Annotated in this window: 11 protein-coding genes; 7 read left to right on the top strand and 4 right to left on the bottom strand. The window is 69.1% G+C overall.

Annotation, left to right across the window (positions count from 1 at the left end; all coding sequences use genetic code 11):
- Nucleotides 1–58: 58 nt before the first annotated feature.
- The 4 genes from O5I81_RS02585 to O5I81_RS02570 all read right to left on the bottom strand — a co-directional run bounded on the left by O5I81_RS02585 (nucleotide 59) and on the right by O5I81_RS02570 (nucleotide 5,880).
- Nucleotides 59–2,467 (bottom strand): ATP-binding protein, encoded by a 2,409-nt coding sequence (locus tag O5I81_RS02585; protein WP_271067379.1) that lies wholly within the window; start codon nucleotides 2,465–2,467, stop codon nucleotides 59–61.
- Nucleotides 2,468–2,517: 50 nt separating this feature from the next.
- The gene (locus O5I81_RS02580; protein ID WP_271067378.1) at nucleotides 2,518–3,306 is read right to left on the bottom strand and encodes a TIGR00730 family Rossman fold protein; all 789 of its coding nucleotides are present in this window, start codon (nucleotides 3,304–3,306) and stop codon (nucleotides 2,518–2,520) included.
- 232 nt (nucleotides 3,307–3,538) lie between these two features.
- A complete protein-coding gene (locus O5I81_RS02575) occupies nucleotides 3,539–4,774 on the bottom strand; it encodes a hypothetical protein (protein ID WP_271067377.1) in 1,236 nt (411 codons plus the stop codon).
- Between the two features lie 8 nt (nucleotides 4,775–4,782).
- Nucleotides 4,783–5,880, bottom strand: coding sequence for a hypothetical protein (locus tag O5I81_RS02570; RefSeq protein WP_271067376.1), 1,098 nt, complete (start codon nucleotides 5,878–5,880; stop codon nucleotides 4,783–4,785).
- Between the two features lie 129 nt (nucleotides 5,881–6,009).
- On the opposite strand from O5I81_RS02570, the gene putA reads away from it, so the two are divergent.
- From putA to O5I81_RS02535, 7 genes are all read left to right on the top strand, one after another.
- The gene (gene putA, locus O5I81_RS02565) at nucleotides 6,010–9,072 is read left to right on the top strand and encodes a bifunctional proline dehydrogenase/L-glutamate gamma-semialdehyde dehydrogenase PutA (RefSeq protein ID WP_271069093.1); all 3,063 of its coding nucleotides are present in this window, start codon (nucleotides 6,010–6,012) and stop codon (nucleotides 9,070–9,072) included.
- Between the two features lie 181 nt (nucleotides 9,073–9,253).
- Nucleotides 9,254–9,613, top strand: a complete 360-nt coding sequence (locus O5I81_RS02560) for a GIY-YIG nuclease family protein (protein WP_271067375.1) — start codon at nucleotides 9,254–9,256, stop codon at nucleotides 9,611–9,613.
- Between the two features lie 36 nt (nucleotides 9,614–9,649).
- Nucleotides 9,650–10,690 (top strand): 2OG-Fe(II) oxygenase, encoded by a 1,041-nt coding sequence (locus O5I81_RS02555; protein ID WP_271067374.1) that lies wholly within the window; start codon nucleotides 9,650–9,652, stop codon nucleotides 10,688–10,690.
- Nucleotides 10,691–10,692: 2 nt separating this feature from the next.
- Nucleotides 10,693–11,523 carry a TauD/TfdA family dioxygenase gene (locus O5I81_RS02550; RefSeq protein ID WP_271067373.1) on the top strand — a complete coding sequence of 277 codons (831 nt, stop codon included), beginning with the start codon at nucleotides 10,693–10,695 and terminating at the stop codon, nucleotides 11,521–11,523.
- Between the two features lie 165 nt (nucleotides 11,524–11,688).
- On the top strand, nucleotides 11,689–13,437 hold the full coding sequence (locus O5I81_RS02545) for a type I secretion system permease/ATPase (RefSeq protein ID WP_271067372.1): 1,749 nt from the start codon (nucleotides 11,689–11,691) through the stop codon (nucleotides 13,435–13,437).
- A gap of 3 nt (nucleotides 13,438–13,440) precedes the next feature.
- Entirely contained in the window at nucleotides 13,441–14,811 is a 1,371-nt protein-coding gene (locus O5I81_RS02540) for an HlyD family type I secretion periplasmic adaptor subunit (protein WP_271067371.1), read from the top strand.
- Nucleotides 14,812–14,849: 38 nt separating this feature from the next.
- Complete coding sequence (locus O5I81_RS02535; RefSeq protein WP_271067370.1) at nucleotides 14,850–15,476, top strand: TetR/AcrR family transcriptional regulator; 627 nt, start codon at nucleotides 14,850–14,852, stop codon at nucleotides 15,474–15,476.
- Nucleotides 15,477–15,519: the final 43 nt, after the last annotated feature.

Genomic DNA, 15,519 nt, shown 5'->3' with positions numbered 1-15,519 from the left:
GCTAGCGGTGCACAGGTTCGGCCGGGTTGGCTACCCCCCACCCCGATTGGAAAACAAGCTAACCGCCGACCGCCTCGTCCAGGGGCGCCGGATTGAGCACCGCCTCCAGGGCCGCGAACAGCCGCCCGACCTCGATCGGCTTGGCGACGAAGCCGTCCATCCCGGCGGCGCGATACTCCGCCACCTGGTGCGACATGGCGTTGGCGGTCAGGGCGATGATCGGGGTGCGGGGGCGGCCGGTGGCCCGCTCGCGGGCGCGGATGGCGCGGGTCGCCGTCGGGCCATCGACCTGCGGCATCTGGACATCCATCAGGATGACGTCCCAGTCCCCGGCCTCCCAGGCGGCGATGGCCTGGGCGCCGTCGGTGACGATCACCGGGGCGATGCCGACCTGCTGCATCAGGGTCTTGAGGACCAGCTGGTTGACCGCATTGTCCTCGGCCGCCAGCACCTTGAGGGCCTCGCCGGTCACCTCGGCGTCGGCCGGCGTCGGCGGCAGGACGGGCAAGACCTCGGCCCGGCTGTCGGCCACCCGTGGCAGCGGCAGGGTGAAGGTGAAGGTGGCGCCCTTGCCCAGCTGGCTCTCGACGCCGATCTCGCCACCCATCAGCTCGGTCAGCTGACGGCAGATGGCAAGGCCGAGGCCCGTGCCGCCATAGCGCCGCGAGGTCGAGGCGTCGGCCTGTTCGAAACGGCCGAACAGCTTGCCCAGAGGCTCGGCCGCGATGCCGATGCCGGTGTCGGAGACCTGGAACCTGAGGGCCTCGCCCCGACGCGCCACCGCCACCCGGATCTCACCGGCCTCGGTGAACTTCAGGGCGTTGGAGATCAGGTTGTAGAGGATCTGCCGCACCCGGGTGGGATCGCCGCGATAGACCCCCTCGGCCGAGGGTTCGATCGTCAGGTCGAAATCGAGCCCCTGCTTGTGAGCAATGGCGGTGAAGGCGGCATGGGCCCCGCGCGCCAGGTCCCTCAGATCAAACTCGGCCTCGTAGAGCTCGAACTTGCCGGCCTCGATCTTGGAGAGGTCGAGCACGTCGTTGAGCACGGCCAGCAGGCTCTCGCCCGACTGGCGGATGACCTCCAGCCGCTCGCGCTGCACACCAGACAGATCGTCGCTGGCCATGGCCTGGGCCATGCCCAGCACCCCGTTCAGCGGCGTGCGGATCTCGTGGCTCATGGTCGCCAGGAAGGTCGACTTGGCGGTATTGGCGGCTTCGGCGTTGTTCTTGGCCTGGATCAGCTCGGCCTCGGCCGCCTTGCGGTCGGTCATGTTCTGCAGGGCGCCGACCAGGCGGATCGGCCGGCCGTCCTCGCGGGTGAAGAGCTTGGCGGCGCCCTGGACCCAGACTTCGCGGCCGTCGTCACGGCGGACCCGGTAGATGGGGTCGTAGCGTTCGCCGGTCGCCATATGTCGCTGCCACGCCGCTTCCACATCGGCGCGATCACGAGGGTCCACCCCGCCGTAGATGTCACGCCACAGGTCTTCATAGGTCTGTGGCCGCTCGAAGAAGGTTTCCTCGATGCCGACCTTGGTCAGTTCCCGGCTGCCATAGTCCATCTCCCAGACATGCAGGTCGGTGAGTTCCAGAGCCAGCTGCATCCGCTGCTCGGACCGTTCGGACTGCTCGAGCGCGCCAACCAGCTCGGAGACGTCGCTGGCGGTCAGCACAATGCCGCCGATCTCGCCGTCGGGCGACTTCCAGGTCTTCAGATCCGTCTGCAGCCAGACGCTCAAACCGATCGGCAGGGTCACCTGGCCGCGGGCGATGCTGCTGGGGGCGCCGTTAAGGGCGGCGGCGAAGGCCTCACGGCTCTGCTCGTAGACGCCCGGCGCGATGTCGAACAGCGACTGGCCCATGACCTCGGCCCGGCGCACGCCGAGGCTGCGGGCCCACAGGCTGCTGGCGGCGATGACCCGAAGGTCCTTGTCGGTCATCACCAGCGAGGTCGGCATGGTGGCGACCAGGGCCTCGAGCGTGGTCCTTGTGGCTTCCAGGGCCTTGGCGGCGTTGGCCCTCACCCATTCGTCGGCGACGAACTCGGCCAGGGCTTCCAGGCGCTCGGCCTGATCGGCGTCGTAGGGCTGGGCCGTCGGGCTGACCACCACCAGCAGGCCGGGCACCGAGCCGTCGGCAAGCTTGATCGGCGTCGCGATATAGGTGCGCAGATGCGGCGGTCCGGCGACCAGCGCGAGGTTGGCGAACCGTGGATCCAGCGAGGCGTCGGCCACCCAGAGCGGCTGACCCGAGGCCATCACCTGCTCGGCGATGTTGTCGCGGCGCGTGTAGGGGTCGTTGGCGCCCCAGCGGCTGCGCCAAGCGACGCCGTCCTTGACCAGGACGATGGTGCTCTCGGCATCGACGAACAGGCCCCGGGCGAAGCGGGTGGCGCGGTGGAACACGGCCAGGGAAAGGTCCAGGCCAAATGGCGCGGTCATCCGCTCGCGGGTGTCGCGGCCTGGCACTGTGTCGATTTCCCCCTTTGGGCGTTGCCGTCAAAAGTGGGGGTTGCGGGTTAAGCTTGGGTTATGGGCGGGGCCTCAATCGACTCTCGCGGACGCAGCCCGCCCTTCAGCAGGCAGGACCAGATGTCCTCGGCGGTCTCGGCGAAGGAGAACAGGCCAAGGTCCTCCGGCGCGATCAGGCCGTGATCGACGAGGGTCTCAAAGCCGATGACCTTGCGCCAGAAGGCCTCGTCGAACAGCACGACGGGGATGGGCGGCGCCTTCCGGGTCTGGCGCAGGGTGAGGATCTCGAACAGTTCGTCGAAGGTGCCAAAGCCGCCCGGAAACACCACCAGGGCGTTGGCCCGCATGGCCAGGTGCATCTTGCGCATGGCGAAGTAGTGAAACCGGAAGGTCAGTTCCGGGGTGGTGAAGGGGTTGGGCATCTGCTCATGCGGCAGGGTGATGTTGAAGCCGATCGACGGCGCGCCGGCGTCGATGGCGCCGCGGTTGGCGGCCTCCATGATGCCGGGACCGCCGCCGGTGGCGATGACGTTGTCGCGAAACGGCTGGCCCTCCAGCAGGGCCCCGCCGCGCGTCGAGGCCAGCCGGCCGAAGGCCCGCGCCTCATCGTACCAGCGTTCATGGCCGTTGCCGCCGCCCTCCCCGACCCGGGCGCTGCCGAACACCACGATGGTCGAGCGCACGCCCCAGGCCCGCAGCGCCTCCTCGGCGTGGGCGTACTCCAGCTGGAAGCGCAGGCCGCGCATGGCGTCGCTGAGCAGGAAGTCCTGGTCGAGGGCGGCCAGGCGATAGGAGGCGCTGGCCAGCTGGGCGTCGTTCGACGGTCGATCGGTCAAAGTAGCGAACCCTTGTCTCGGGGGCTCTCCAGCCCCTCTCCCGCGAGGGAGAGGGGGGGGCCCGCGCCGCAGGCGTGGGAGGGAGAGGGTTTACGAAAGTTGGAAGGTCCGCGCGTCAAACCCCCACCGTTCCTAAACCCTCTTCCTCCCACCGCTTCGCGGCGGGCCCCTCCTTCTCCCTTAGGGAGAAGGAACGAGATGGCGCGGGAGTCGTCGGCTTTTGGGTCGATGCTCACCGGGCGGTCTTCACATGCAGGTCGAGGAATTCGAGGAAGGCGCGCCAGTCGGCGGTGGTCGTGCCGTGGCCGAGCGGGCGGCTCCACCAGACGACGCTGTCCTGCGGGCGATAGTCGTTCAGGCCCTTGGCGTTGAAACCCGGCGCGCCGAACAGGCGGTAGGCGGGATCGGCGCCCTGGGCGGCCTTGAAGGCGCCGGCCGGGTCCGACCAGGTATCGCCCCTGCCCGTGCCCAGCAGCACCGGACGGGGGGCGTTGAGGGCGATCAGCTGATGCTGGTCGACATCGTCCGGCACGCCCTTCGCATAGCCCGGAGTGAACCAGAAGCCGTAGGAGGCGGTGATCTGGGCCAGGCTCTCGCCGGCGATGGAGCGGGTCAGGCTGGCCCCGCCGCGCCCCGACTGGTGGGCGATGACGGCGGCGAAGCGGGGATCGAGGGCGCCGGCCAGCAAGGACGCCTTGCCATGCCGCGAATGGCCCCAGGCGACAATCTTGCCGGCGTCGAAACGCGGGTCGGGACTGAGCACGTCATAGGCCTTGGAGAACAGGTCGGCCCAGACGGCGATGGCGCCGGCCCGCTTGTCGGCGGGCACGCCGGGCGAAAGGGCGGCGATGGCCGGCCCGGCCTGCGAGGCGTCGTCGGGCACAACCTCGCCCGGATAGAACATGGCGACGGCGTAACCGCGCTGCGCCAGCTGCTTCCAGTCGGGGCCGCTGATCCGCTTGCCCAACACGACGGTCAGCACCGGATCGAGGTTATGGCTGCGGCAGGGTTCCGGCAGGGCGGCGACGTCCTCGAAAATACTGTCCGGCCGGCCCTTCACGGCGTTCCGGGTCGAGCAGAACATCTCCATGATGATCAGCGGCGCGCCCGTCAGCCCCGTCGGCGAGGCGACCAGCATGTGGAAGCGGCGGCGGTTCGACCCGTCGCCCAGCTTCACGGTCCACTGCTCCATGTCCATGCCGTCGGTGTCCGGCAGGGTGAGCTTTTCGCGGGCCTCGACCGTCGCCTCGCCGAGGTCCGGCGGATGGCCATAGACGGCGTCGAGCAGGGCCTGGCGCAACAGCGGCGCGCGGCGCTGCCAGTCGGCGGCGGTGACGACGGCCGGGTCGCCCCGGAAGGCGGCCAGCACCGGCGGCGAGGCGTCCGGCTGTTTGCGCAGGTTGGGCGGCGAGGCGCAGGCCGCCAGGGCCAGCGCCATCACGGCCAGGATGGTCCCGCGAATGATCATGCGTCCCCTCATCGCAAGCCCGCCAACGGCTCCCAGGCCGGCGCGATCACCTGCCGGGCCAGCATCTTCAGCCGCTCGTCGGCGGCGGCCTGACGGGCCAGGCTGTCAGGCGTGAAAGTCTTGCCGGGTGACTTGGCGTCCTGCGTCGCCACGGCGGCCATCCGGGCCCGGTCGGCGTCGCTGATCGCCAGCCCCAGGAAGGGCCGGGCAGGATAGAGCACCGCGTCCGGAAGTTGCTTGTAGGCGATCGGCCGCGCCCCGGCGGCGACCGCCTTCGATCCGGTCAGGCACAGCGCCGCCAGCCAGCGGGCGACCTCCTCGGGGGGCGGCAGGCCGGGCCTGGGCTCGCTGCCGCCCGTCTGCGCCACCAGCACCTCGAGCGGGTCGCGGTGCAGCACCACGAACGGCGTCTGAGGCGAGGCGGCCTTGAGGCGGGCATGGTCGAACAGGCTGTCGACGTCGAGCTTGATAACCAGCCGCCGGGTGCCCGCCGCCCGGCGGTAGGCGCCGAGCACGCCGTTCAGCCAGGCCTGCTGCACCTTGGGGTCGATGCGCACCAGGTTGTGGGCGCTGAGCACCGCCGCCACCGGCTGCGGCTCCGACAGCACCAGAATGTCCGGAACCTGGGCCAGCATCCGCGAGGCAAGCGTCGAGCCGCAACGCGAGATGTGGAAGATCATGCCGTCAATCGGCTGATCAGGTCCGGGCAGGGCGCCGAGCTCGCCCGGATCGCTGATCGCCGGCAGCAGCTGGTTGAGCGGATGGGCGGCCAGCCGGGCGAAGTCCTGGTCCGCGAAGGGGGCGGTCAGCGACTCGCCGCCGGCATAGATCCAGTCCAGCCGCGCCCCCTGCGCCGTTATGCTGAGCCAGGACGGCAGCCAGCTGGGCGACAGGCTGGCGGCCTTGACCGGCATGGCCGGGGTGGCCGGTCCGCGCGGCGTCAACGCGGCGAGAATATCGGCGACCGCCATGTCGATGCCAGCCCCGCGGGCGATCTCCGCCACCTTGTCGGCGAAGGCCGCCCTGTCCGGGATGGCCCAGAGGGCGGAAAGCGCCGCCGGATAGGTCAGAAGGGCGGCGCGCAGGCTGTGCAGAACTTGGGACATCGGCGCACCATACCGCCAACCGCTCCGAACGCCATTGGCCGGTTCGCAACCCTTCCCTAGCGTCGCGTGAAGGCTTAGATGGCCGCCATGACGCCCCCCCAAGCCTCGCAAGCTCTGATCGCCCCTTCCCTGGTGGACTGGGACGCCCTGGACGCCGGCAAGTACCGCGACGAGACCGACACCGTCCGCGACCTGCTCAGCGCCGCCCCCCTGAACCCCGAGGACCGCGCCGCCGTACGGGCCGAGGCCGAGGCTTTGGTGCGCGGCGCGCGCCGCTCGGTGCGCCGCCAGGGAGTGGTCGAGAACTTCCTGCAGGAGTTCTCCCTCTCCACGAAGGAGGGCCTGGCGCTGATGTGCCTGGCCGAGGCGCTGCTGCGCACACCTGACGAGGAGACCAAGGACCGGCTGATCGCCGAGAAGATCGGCAGCGCCGACTGGGCGAGCCACCTGGGCAAGTCCGGCAGCCTGTTCGTCAACGCCTCGACCTGGGGCCTGATGCTGACCGGCAAGCTGGTCGATGTGGACGAGGAAGCGAAGACCGACCTCTCGGGCTTCATCAAGCGCGTCGCCGGGCGCGTCGGCGAGCCGGTGATCCGCGCCGCCGTCGGCCAGGCCATCCGCATCATGGGCGAGCAGTTCGTGCTCGGCCGCACCATCGAGGCGGCCATCGCCCGCGCCAAGGGCGACGGCGACATCTGCAGCTTCGACATGCTGGGCGAAGGCGCCCGCACCGCCGCGGACGCCGAGCGCTATGAGAAGAGCTATGCGGACGCCATCGCCACCGTCGGACGCCTTTCCGGCGGCCAGGGGCCGGAAGCCGGCCACGGCATCTCGGTCAAGCTGTCGGCCCTGTCGCCCCGCTACGAGGCCACCCAGGAAGACCGCGTCTGGTCCGAGCTTTATCCCCGGGTGAAGCGCCTGGCCCTGATCGCCGCCAGACACGACCTCAACTTCACCCTCGACGCCGAGGAAGCCGACCGCCTGGTCATTTCCCTGAAGCTGCTCGAACGGCTCGCCGCCGAGCCGGAACTGGGCGCCTGGAAGGGCCTCGGCCTCGCCGTCCAGGCCTATCAGAAGCGCTGCCCGCAGGTGATCAAGTCGGTCGCCACGCTGGCCGAGAAGACCGGCCGGCGGCTCATGGTCCGCCTCGTGAAGGGCGCCTACTGGGACAGCGAGATCAAGCGGGCTCAGGTGAACGGCCGCCCCGGCTATCCGGTCTACACCACCAAGAGCGCCACCGACCTCTCCTACCTGGTCTGCGCCAAGGCCCTGATCGACGCGGCCCCGCACCTCTACGCCCAGTTCGCCACTCACAACGCCCACAGCCTGGCCGCCGTGCGCCGCATGGCCAAGGCGGCCGGGGTGAAGATCGAGTTCCAGCGCCTGCACGGCATGGGCGAGGCCCTCTACAAGGCCGCCGACGACCTCTACGACGGCATCCTGGTGCGGGCCTATGCCCCGGTCGGGGGCCATGAGGACCTGCTGCCCTACCTGGTCCGCCGCCTGCTGGAAAACGGCGCCAACACCAGTTTCGTCCACGCCCTGCTCGACGAGCGGGTGCCGCCGGAGACGGTGGTCGTCGATCCCGTCGCCGACGTCGAGGCGGTCGGTCCGGGACCGCACCGCAAGATCCCGCTGCCGGCCCAGATCTATGGCGACCGGCTGAACTCGGCCGGCATCGACCTGTCGGTGACCAGCGAACGGGCCCGGGTGGTCAGGGCCATCGCGACCCTGCCGCCCATCAATGCCGGCCCCGAAGGCGCCAGCGGCTTTGAGGTGGTGCGCAACCCGGCCACCCACGAGCAGATCGGCACGACCGGCGAGGCCACCACCGCCCAGATCGACGCCGCCTTCACGGCCGCCCGAGCGGCCCAGCGCGGCTGGGACGCGGCCGGCGGCCTCGAACGCGCCAAGGTCCTGCGGGCCATGGCCGACGCCCTGGAGCAGAACCGCGACCGGCTGATCGCCATCTGCACCCGCGAGGCCGGCAAAACCCTGAACGACGGCATCGCCGAGGTGCGCGAGGCCGCCGACTTCTGCCGCTACTACGCCCGGCTGGCCGAGACGAAGTTCGGCGCGCCCGAGGTGCTGAAAGGCCCGGTCGGCGAGACCAACACCCTGGAACTGCGCGGCCGCGGCGTCTTCGTCTGCATCAGCCCGTGGAACTTCCCCCTGGCCATCTTCACCGGCCAGATCGCCGCCGCCCTGGCCGCCGGCAACGCGGTGGTCGCCAAGCCGGCCGAGCAGACGCCGCTGATCGCCGCCGAGGCCGTGCGCCTCTATCACGCCGCCGGCCTGAGCCCCGCCCTGCTGGCCCTGACCCCCGGCCGGGGCGAGACGGTCGGCGCCGCCCTGGTCGCCCATCCCGGCTGCGACGGCGTCGCCTTCACCGGCGGCACCGAAACGGCCTGGCGGATCAACCAGACCCTGGCCGCCCGTCGCGGGCCGATCGTGCCCTTCATCGCCGAGACCGGCGGCCTGAACGGCATGTTCGTCGACACGACGGCGCAACGCGAACAGGTCATCGACGACGTCATCCTCTCGGCCTTCGGCTCCGCCGGCCAGCGCTGCTCGGCCCTGCGCCTGCTGTTCCTGCCCAAGGACACCGCCGACCATCTGATCGAAGGCCTGATCGGGGCCATGGACGCCCTGGTCGTCGCCGACCCGGCCGACCCGAGGACCGACATCGGCCCGGTGATCGACGCCGACGCCAAACAGCTGCTTAGCGACCACCTCGAACGCCTCAAGCGCGAGGCCAGGGTCCTGAAGGTGCTGGACGCACCCGAGGGCGGCACCTTCTTCGGCCCGGTCCTGGCCGAAATCCCCTCGGCCGACTTCCTCGAACGCGAGGTGTTCGGCCCGGTCCTGCACATCGTCCGCTACGACCCCGAAAACCTGGCCGCCGTCGCCGCCAGCCTCGCCGACCGCGGCTATGGCCTGACCCTCGGCGTCCACTCGCGCATCGAAGCCTTCGCCGAAGAGGTCAAGGCCCGCGTCCCGGCCGGCAACGTCTACGTCAACCGCTCGATCATCGGGGCGGTGGTCGGGGTGCAACCGTTCGGCGGCCAGGGGCTGTCGGGGACTGGTCCCAAGGCCGGGGGCCCGGAGGCGCTGTCGCGCTACGGCGTGGAGCGTGCGGTGTCGGTCAACATCACGGCCCAGGGCGGGGACCCGGCGCTGTTGAATTTGTAGTTCCCTATTTCCTGTCATCCTCCGGCCGCGCAGCGGACCGGGGGACCCAAGCCGGCTCCGGAAAGACTCCTGGCCGTTTTCACGCGGACAGTTGGGTCCCCCGATCCACGCTACGCGTGGTCGGAGGATGACAGCGTAAGGGTGTGGACAACGGAACAATGTTCTGCAAATGTTCCCGTCCATGCATTACGTCTACATGCTCGCCAGCCGACGCAACGGCACGATCTACACCGGCGTAACAGGCCGGATCATCGTGCGTGTCAGCCAGCACAAACAGAAGCTCACGGAAGGCTTCACCAGCCGCTACGGCGTCGATCTTCTGGTGTGGTACGAACCCCACGAGAACATCGAGGTCGCCATACGTCGTGAAAAGCGCCTCAAGAAATGGCTTCGCGCCCGGAAGGTCGCTCTGATCGAGCAGACCAATCCCCTCTGGCTCGACCTCTATCCGGAATTCTTCGCGACGCCGCCCGGCCCTCTGACCGGTCTCCCGACCTTAGGCGGCCCTGACTCCCGTTGCACCCGCGCCGCCCCTTTGTGACAATGGCCCCTCAAGTTTCGAGAGAGCCCGTTTCCCATGTCCCTCACCATCGGTGATCCCGCGCCCTGGTTCATGGCGCCGACCGAGGAGAACCCGCAGTTCAACTTCGCCACCCTGGCGGGACGCTGGGTCGGGCTGGTGTTCGCGCCCGACGGGCCGACGGCCGAGGGGCTGGCGCGGGTCATCAACCTGCAGAAGGACCTCGACGAGAGCCAGGCCTGCATCTTCGGGGTGGCCAATACCCACCTGGGCCACGCCAAGCTCGGCCCGCGCTGGTTCTTCGACGCCTCCGGCGGCCTGGCCAGGATCTACGGGGTGCAGGGCTCGGGCTGGCTGATCCTCGATCCGCAGCTGCGGGTGTTCGACCGGGGCCAGATCGAGGATGTCGGGGCGGTGGTGCGGCGGCTGGCCGACATGCCGCATCCGACCACCCACGCCCAGGTCGAGGTCACCGCCCCGGTGCTGATCCTGCCGCGCATCTTCGAGCCCGAATACTGCAAGGAGCTGATCGCCTTCTACCGCCACGTCGGCGGCACGGAGTCGGGCTTCATGCGCGAGGTCGACGGCAAGACCAGACTGCTGACCGACCCGCGCCACAAGCAGCGCAAGGACGTGCTGCTGGAGGACGAGGGGATGCAGGCCATCGTCCGCGAGAAGATCAACCGCCGCCTCATACCCGAGATTCGAAAGGCCTTTCAGTTCCAGGCCACCCGCATCGAACGCTATCTGGTCGCGTCTTACGTTGCGGGCGCCGGCTGGTTCCGGCCGCACCGCGACAACACCACCAAGGGCACGGCCCACCGCAAGTTCGCGGTGAGCATCAATCTCAACGCCGAGGAGTACGAGGGCGGCGAGCTGCGCTTCCCCGAGTTCGGCAACCGGCTCTACAAGCCGCCGACCGGCGGGGCGGTGGTCTTCTCCTGCTCGCTGATGCACGAGGCGCGGCCGGTGACCCGGGGCGAGCGGTTCGCCTTCCTGCCCTTCCTCTATGACGAGGCCGGGGCCAAGCTGCGCGAGCAGAACCTCAAGTACGTCGACCTGCCCGACAGCCCCAAAGTCGAGGAAAAGGCGGAATAGCCATGACCGGTCTGACCATCCGCAAGGTGGCCGGCGCCCTGGGCGCCGAACTGGGGGGCGTCGACCTGTCGGCCCCGCTGGACGCCGAAACCATCGCCGCCATCCGCGCGGCGCTGAACGAACACCAGGTCATCTTCTTCCGCGACCAGACCCTGACCCCCGACCAGCAGATCACCTTCGGAAAGCGGTTCGGTCCCCTGAACATTCACCCATACGTCACCGGCATGACCACCCATCCGGAGGTGATGGAAATCATCAAGGAGCCGACCGACAAGCTGAACTTCGGCGGCGGCTGGCACAGCGACATGAGCTTCCTGGAGACCCCCTCCATCGGCTCCATCCTCTATGCCGTCGAGACGCCGCAGTTCGGCGGCGACACCCTGTTCGCCAGCCAGGCCGCCGCTTACGACGCCCTCTCCGAAGGCCTGAAGGCCACGCTGGAAGGCCTGCGGGCGGTGCATTCGGCCGGCAAGGAATATTCAGCCAAGGGCGCCTCGGCCCAGAAGCGCGCCTCCATGCAGGTGGCCGAGGCCGAAGGGCTGGTCGGCGAGTTCATCCATCCGGTGGTCAAGGTCCACCCGGAGACCGGCCGCAAGGCGCTGTACGTCAATCCGGCCTTCACGATGCGCATCGACGGCTGGACGCGCCGGGAATCCAGGCCCCTGCTCGACTATCTGTTCGAGCACAGCCGCCAGGAGGCCTTCACCTGCCGGTTCGCCTGGCGGGATGGCTCGGTGGCCTTCTGGGACAATCGCCAGGTCTGGCACTATGCCCTGAACGACTATCCGGGCCAGCGACGGCACATGCGGCGGGTGACGGTCGATCCGGCCTGACGGCTGCCGGCCAAAGTTTCAGGCTGAAATAACCGGTCAACCCGAACCGGTTAGGCTGGCCGTCAATATGACGCGCGACGGCAACATCGCTTTAGCGTAAAAGACCTCTAAATGGGGACCGGGGGCTAAGCGGTCTCCGGGGCTCCCGGCCGGATTGAGATACGCGTGAAGTTTTTCGGATCGAATGTCGCCGCTCCCATGGAAGCGGCGTTCAAGGAGTGTCGGCGGCATATCATGTCGGCCGCCTTCTTCAGTGCGCTCGTCAACCTCCTCTACCTGGCGCCGTCGCTGTACATGCTGCAGGTCTACGACCGGGTGGTGCCGACTCAGGGCGTGCTGACCCTGGTCTACCTGACCTTCATCATCGCCTTCGCCCTGGCTGTCCTGGCGGCGCTGGAGACGGTGCGCTCGCGCCTGCTGGTGCTGGCCGGCATGAGGCTGGACCGCCTGCTGTCCGGCGACATCCTCGGCCGGCTGATGGCCCAGTCGCGGCCGATGAACACCGCCCAGGCGATGCGCGAGTTCGACAGCCTGCGCGCGGCGCTGGCCGGACCGGCGGCCCTGGCCTTCATGGACGCCCCCTGGACGCCGATCTACGTCATCGTCGCCTTCATGATCCACCCGGCCCTGGGAACCATGACCGTCATCGCCGGCATCCTGCTGTTCGGCCTGGCGCTGCTCAACGAGCGGGCCACAAAGCCGGCCCTGATGAAGGCGCAACAGGCCAACGCCGCCGCCTATGCCAGCCAGGAAGGCGCCGCCCAGAACGGCGAGGTCGTCCGCTCGCTCGGCATGCGCCGCTCGATCATCGCCCGCCATCTCGAGGAACGCGGCATCGGTCAGAGCCTGCAGGCCGAGGCCCAGTTCAAGGGCGGCCAGTTCGGCGCCTTCACCAAGTTCTTCCGCCTGTTCCTGCAATCAGCGGCTCTGGGCCTGGGCGCCTATCTGGCCATCAAGGGCGAGATCTCGTCCGGCTCGATCATCGCCGCCTCGATCCTGCTCTCCCGCGCCCTGCAGCCGGTGGAACAGCTGGTCGGCGGCTGGACCCAGGTCATCCAGGCGCGCGGCGCCCTCAACACCCTGTCGGAGCTGTTCGACAAGACCAAGCCCCTCGACATCGACCGCACCCAGCTGCCGACCCCGATGGGCGCGGTGGAACTGGACCGCGTCGTGGTCCGCGCGCCCGGCCGCGAGGAACTGGTGCTCAAGGCGGTGTCCTTGAAGATTTCGCCCGGCGAGAGCCTGGGCATCGTCGGCTCCAGCGGGGCCGGCAAGACGACCCTGGCCCGGGTGATCGCCGGGGCCCTTTCCCCCGACCAGGGCATCGTCCGCATGGACGGCGCCAACTACACCGACTGGGACGCCGACGCCCTGGCCGAGCACATCGGCTACCTGCCGCAGGATCCGTCGCTGATGAGCGGCACGGTCAAGGACAACATCAGCCGCTTCGCCGCCTGGCGCGGCATGCCGGTCGAGAAGATCGACCAGATGGCGGTGGAGGCTGCGACCAAGGCCGGCGTCCACGACCTGATCCTCAAACTGCCCAAGGGCTATGACACCCCCTTGGCCCCCGGCGGCCGAGGGCTGTCGGCCGGTCAGGCCCAGCGGGTCGCGCTGGCCCGGGCCCTGTTCGGCAACCCCACCCTGCTGATCCTCGACGAGCCCAACTCCGCGCTCGACGCCGAGGGTGAAGCCAGCCTGTTACGCTCCATCCAGGGAGCGAAGGCGCGCGGCGCGACGGTGCTGATCGTCGCCCACCGCACAGGTATCCTGGCCGGCGTCGATCGCCTGCTGGTCATGCGCGACGGGGCGATCGAACGGCTCGGTCCGCGCGAGGAAGTGCTCGCCAAGCTGGCCGGAAAGCCCGCGCCGAAGCCGCAGCCCAATGTCATCGATATGAAGGGCCAAGCCTAGGTCATGCCCCTCGACGTCGCCCCCGGGCAGAGCGCCCCCCAGACCGAAACCGTCGCGGCCGTGAAGGTCAACGACAACCCCCGTCGCGAGATCATGATCGGGGCCGGCATCGCCGCCGCCTTCTTCATCGGCTTCCTCGGCTGGGCCGCCCTGACGCCGCTTGACGCCGGGGCCTATGCGCACGGCGTGGTCGCCGTCTCGGGCAACCGCCAGGCGGTGCAGCACCGCGACGGCGGCACCGTCACCGCCGTGCATGTGGTCGAGGGCGCGACCGTGACCAAGGGCCAGGTGCTGGTCGAGATCGGGGCCGGCGAGATCCGCGCCAACGAGCGTGGCCTGGCCGGTCAGGTGCTGACCCTGCTGGCCCAGCGCGCCCGGCTGGTGGCCGAGCGCGACGGCAAGACGTCGATCGTCTACCCGCCCGAGTTCGTGAACCTCTCGCCTGAGGACCGGATCATCGCGCTCGACGTGATGAACCTGCAGCAGCTGCAGTTCCAGGCCCGCCGCGACTCCATCCAGACCCAGAAGGGCGTGCTCGAGCAGCGCATCCTGCAGCTCAATGAGCAGATTACCGGGTCCGAGCGTCAGCTGGTCGCGAACCGCGAGCAGCAGCGGCTGATCGGCGAGGAAACCACCGGCATGAAGTCGCTGGCTGACCAGGGCTACGCCCCCGTCAACCGCGTCCGCGCCCTGGAACGCAACCAGGCCCAGCTGGTCGGCGAAGAAGGCTCCCTGGTTTCCCAGATCGCCCGCTCGCGCGAGGCCATCGGCGAGGCCCGGCTGCAGTCGATCTCGCTCGACCGCCAGGTGGTCGAGGAGGTCTCCGGCCAGCTGCGCGATGTGCAGGTCCAGCTCGACGAGCTGCAACCCAAGCTGCAGGCCACCCGTGATCAGCTGGCCCGCGCCATCGTCCGCGCTCCGGCCAGCGGCAAGGTGGTCGGCCTGACCACCTTCACGGTCGGCGGCGTCGTCTCGCCCGGCCAGGTGCTGATGGAAGTGGTTCCCGGCGACAAGGCCCTGGTCATCCAGGCCATGGTCAATCCCAACGACGCCGACGACCTGAAGATCGGCCAGACCACCCAGATCCGCTTCACCGCCCTGCACGACCGCAGCCTGCCTATCCTGCATGGCGTGCTGACCAAGATTTCGGCCGACAGCTTCACCGACGAGAAGTCGGGCCAGCAGTACTTCCGCGCCGAAATCTCGGTGCCGGAAGACGAGATGACCAAGATTCGCAAGGTGCGCGGCTCGCGCACCGGCATCGGCCCCGGCCTGCCGGTCGAGGTGGTCGTGCCGCTGCGCAAGCGTAACGCCCTGCAGTACCTGACCGAGCCGCTGTTCCAGACCTTCTGGAAGACCGGCCGGGAGCACTAGGTCGCCGATCCCCCAGTCTGAGGCGTTGCGTTCAGTCCATGCGTCCCGAACTTCACGACCTGCGCCGTGACAAGATCCTGCGGGCGGCGCACGCGGCGTTCGTCGGCAAGGGGTTCACCCGCACCCGCATGGAAGAGGTGGCCCGCGGCGCCCGCGTCGCCAACGCCACCGTCTATGCCTATTTCGACACCAAGGAGATCCTGTTCGAGGCGGTCGTGGCCCAGGCCCTGGCCAGCTACGACGGGCTGTTCGACGCCGTCGAGAAGACCGCCAGCGATGACGTCGCCCGATCGCTGACCGCCTACGGCCGGGTCTATTTCCGCTTCATGGCCGACCCGACGGTGCGCGGCATCTATCGCACGGTCAGCGCCGAGACGGTGCACAAGCCGGAACTGGGCATGATGCTCTACCGCAGCGCCCACCGCCTGCTGGGCGGGGTGTTGCAGCGCATGCTGACCCGCTACACCGAACAGGACTTGCTGGCCATCGCCGAGATCCCGGTGGCGGCGCGGATGTTCGAGGGGATGATCGAGCACGTCACCCTGACCATCTCCATGCTGCAAGGCGATACGGCCCAGCCGCTGCATCCCGCCGAGACATATGTGCCGGAGGTCGTCCGCGCCTTCCTGGCCGCCCACAAGCCAGGCGCCGCTTCGCGTCCGTAAGAAAATTGGAGCCTCCGTTTCTGGGGTCCAAACCTTGCGATCA

Source organism: Caulobacter sp. NIBR1757 (genome assembly GCF_027912495.1).
Taxonomy (GTDB): domain Bacteria; phylum Pseudomonadota; class Alphaproteobacteria; order Caulobacterales; family Caulobacteraceae; genus Caulobacter.
This window is presented reverse-complemented; position numbering and strand designations above follow the sequence as displayed.

What these genes read in the sequence shown, in the direction of transcription:
- O5I81_RS02575 (WP_271067377.1), bottom strand. Translation starts at nt 4,774, where the DNA reads ATGATCATTCGCGGGACCATCCTGGCCGTGATGGCGCTGGCCCTGGCG.
- O5I81_RS02570 (WP_271067376.1), bottom strand. Translation starts at nt 5,880, where the DNA reads ATGTCCCAAGTTCTGCACAGCCTGCGCGCCGCCCTTCTGACCTATCCG.
- O5I81_RS02560 (WP_271067375.1), top strand. Translation starts at nt 9,254, where the DNA reads ATGCATTACGTCTACATGCTCGCCAGCCGACGCAACGGCACGATCTAC.
- O5I81_RS02555 (WP_271067374.1), top strand. Translation starts at nt 9,650, where the DNA reads ATGTCCCTCACCATCGGTGATCCCGCGCCCTGGTTCATGGCGCCGACC.
- O5I81_RS02550 (WP_271067373.1), top strand. Translation starts at nt 10,693, where the DNA reads ATGACCGGTCTGACCATCCGCAAGGTGGCCGGCGCCCTGGGCGCCGAA.
- O5I81_RS02540 (WP_271067371.1), top strand. Translation starts at nt 13,441, where the DNA reads ATGCCCCTCGACGTCGCCCCCGGGCAGAGCGCCCCCCAGACCGAAACC.
- O5I81_RS02535 (WP_271067370.1), top strand. Translation starts at nt 14,850, where the DNA reads ATGCGTCCCGAACTTCACGACCTGCGCCGTGACAAGATCCTGCGGGCG.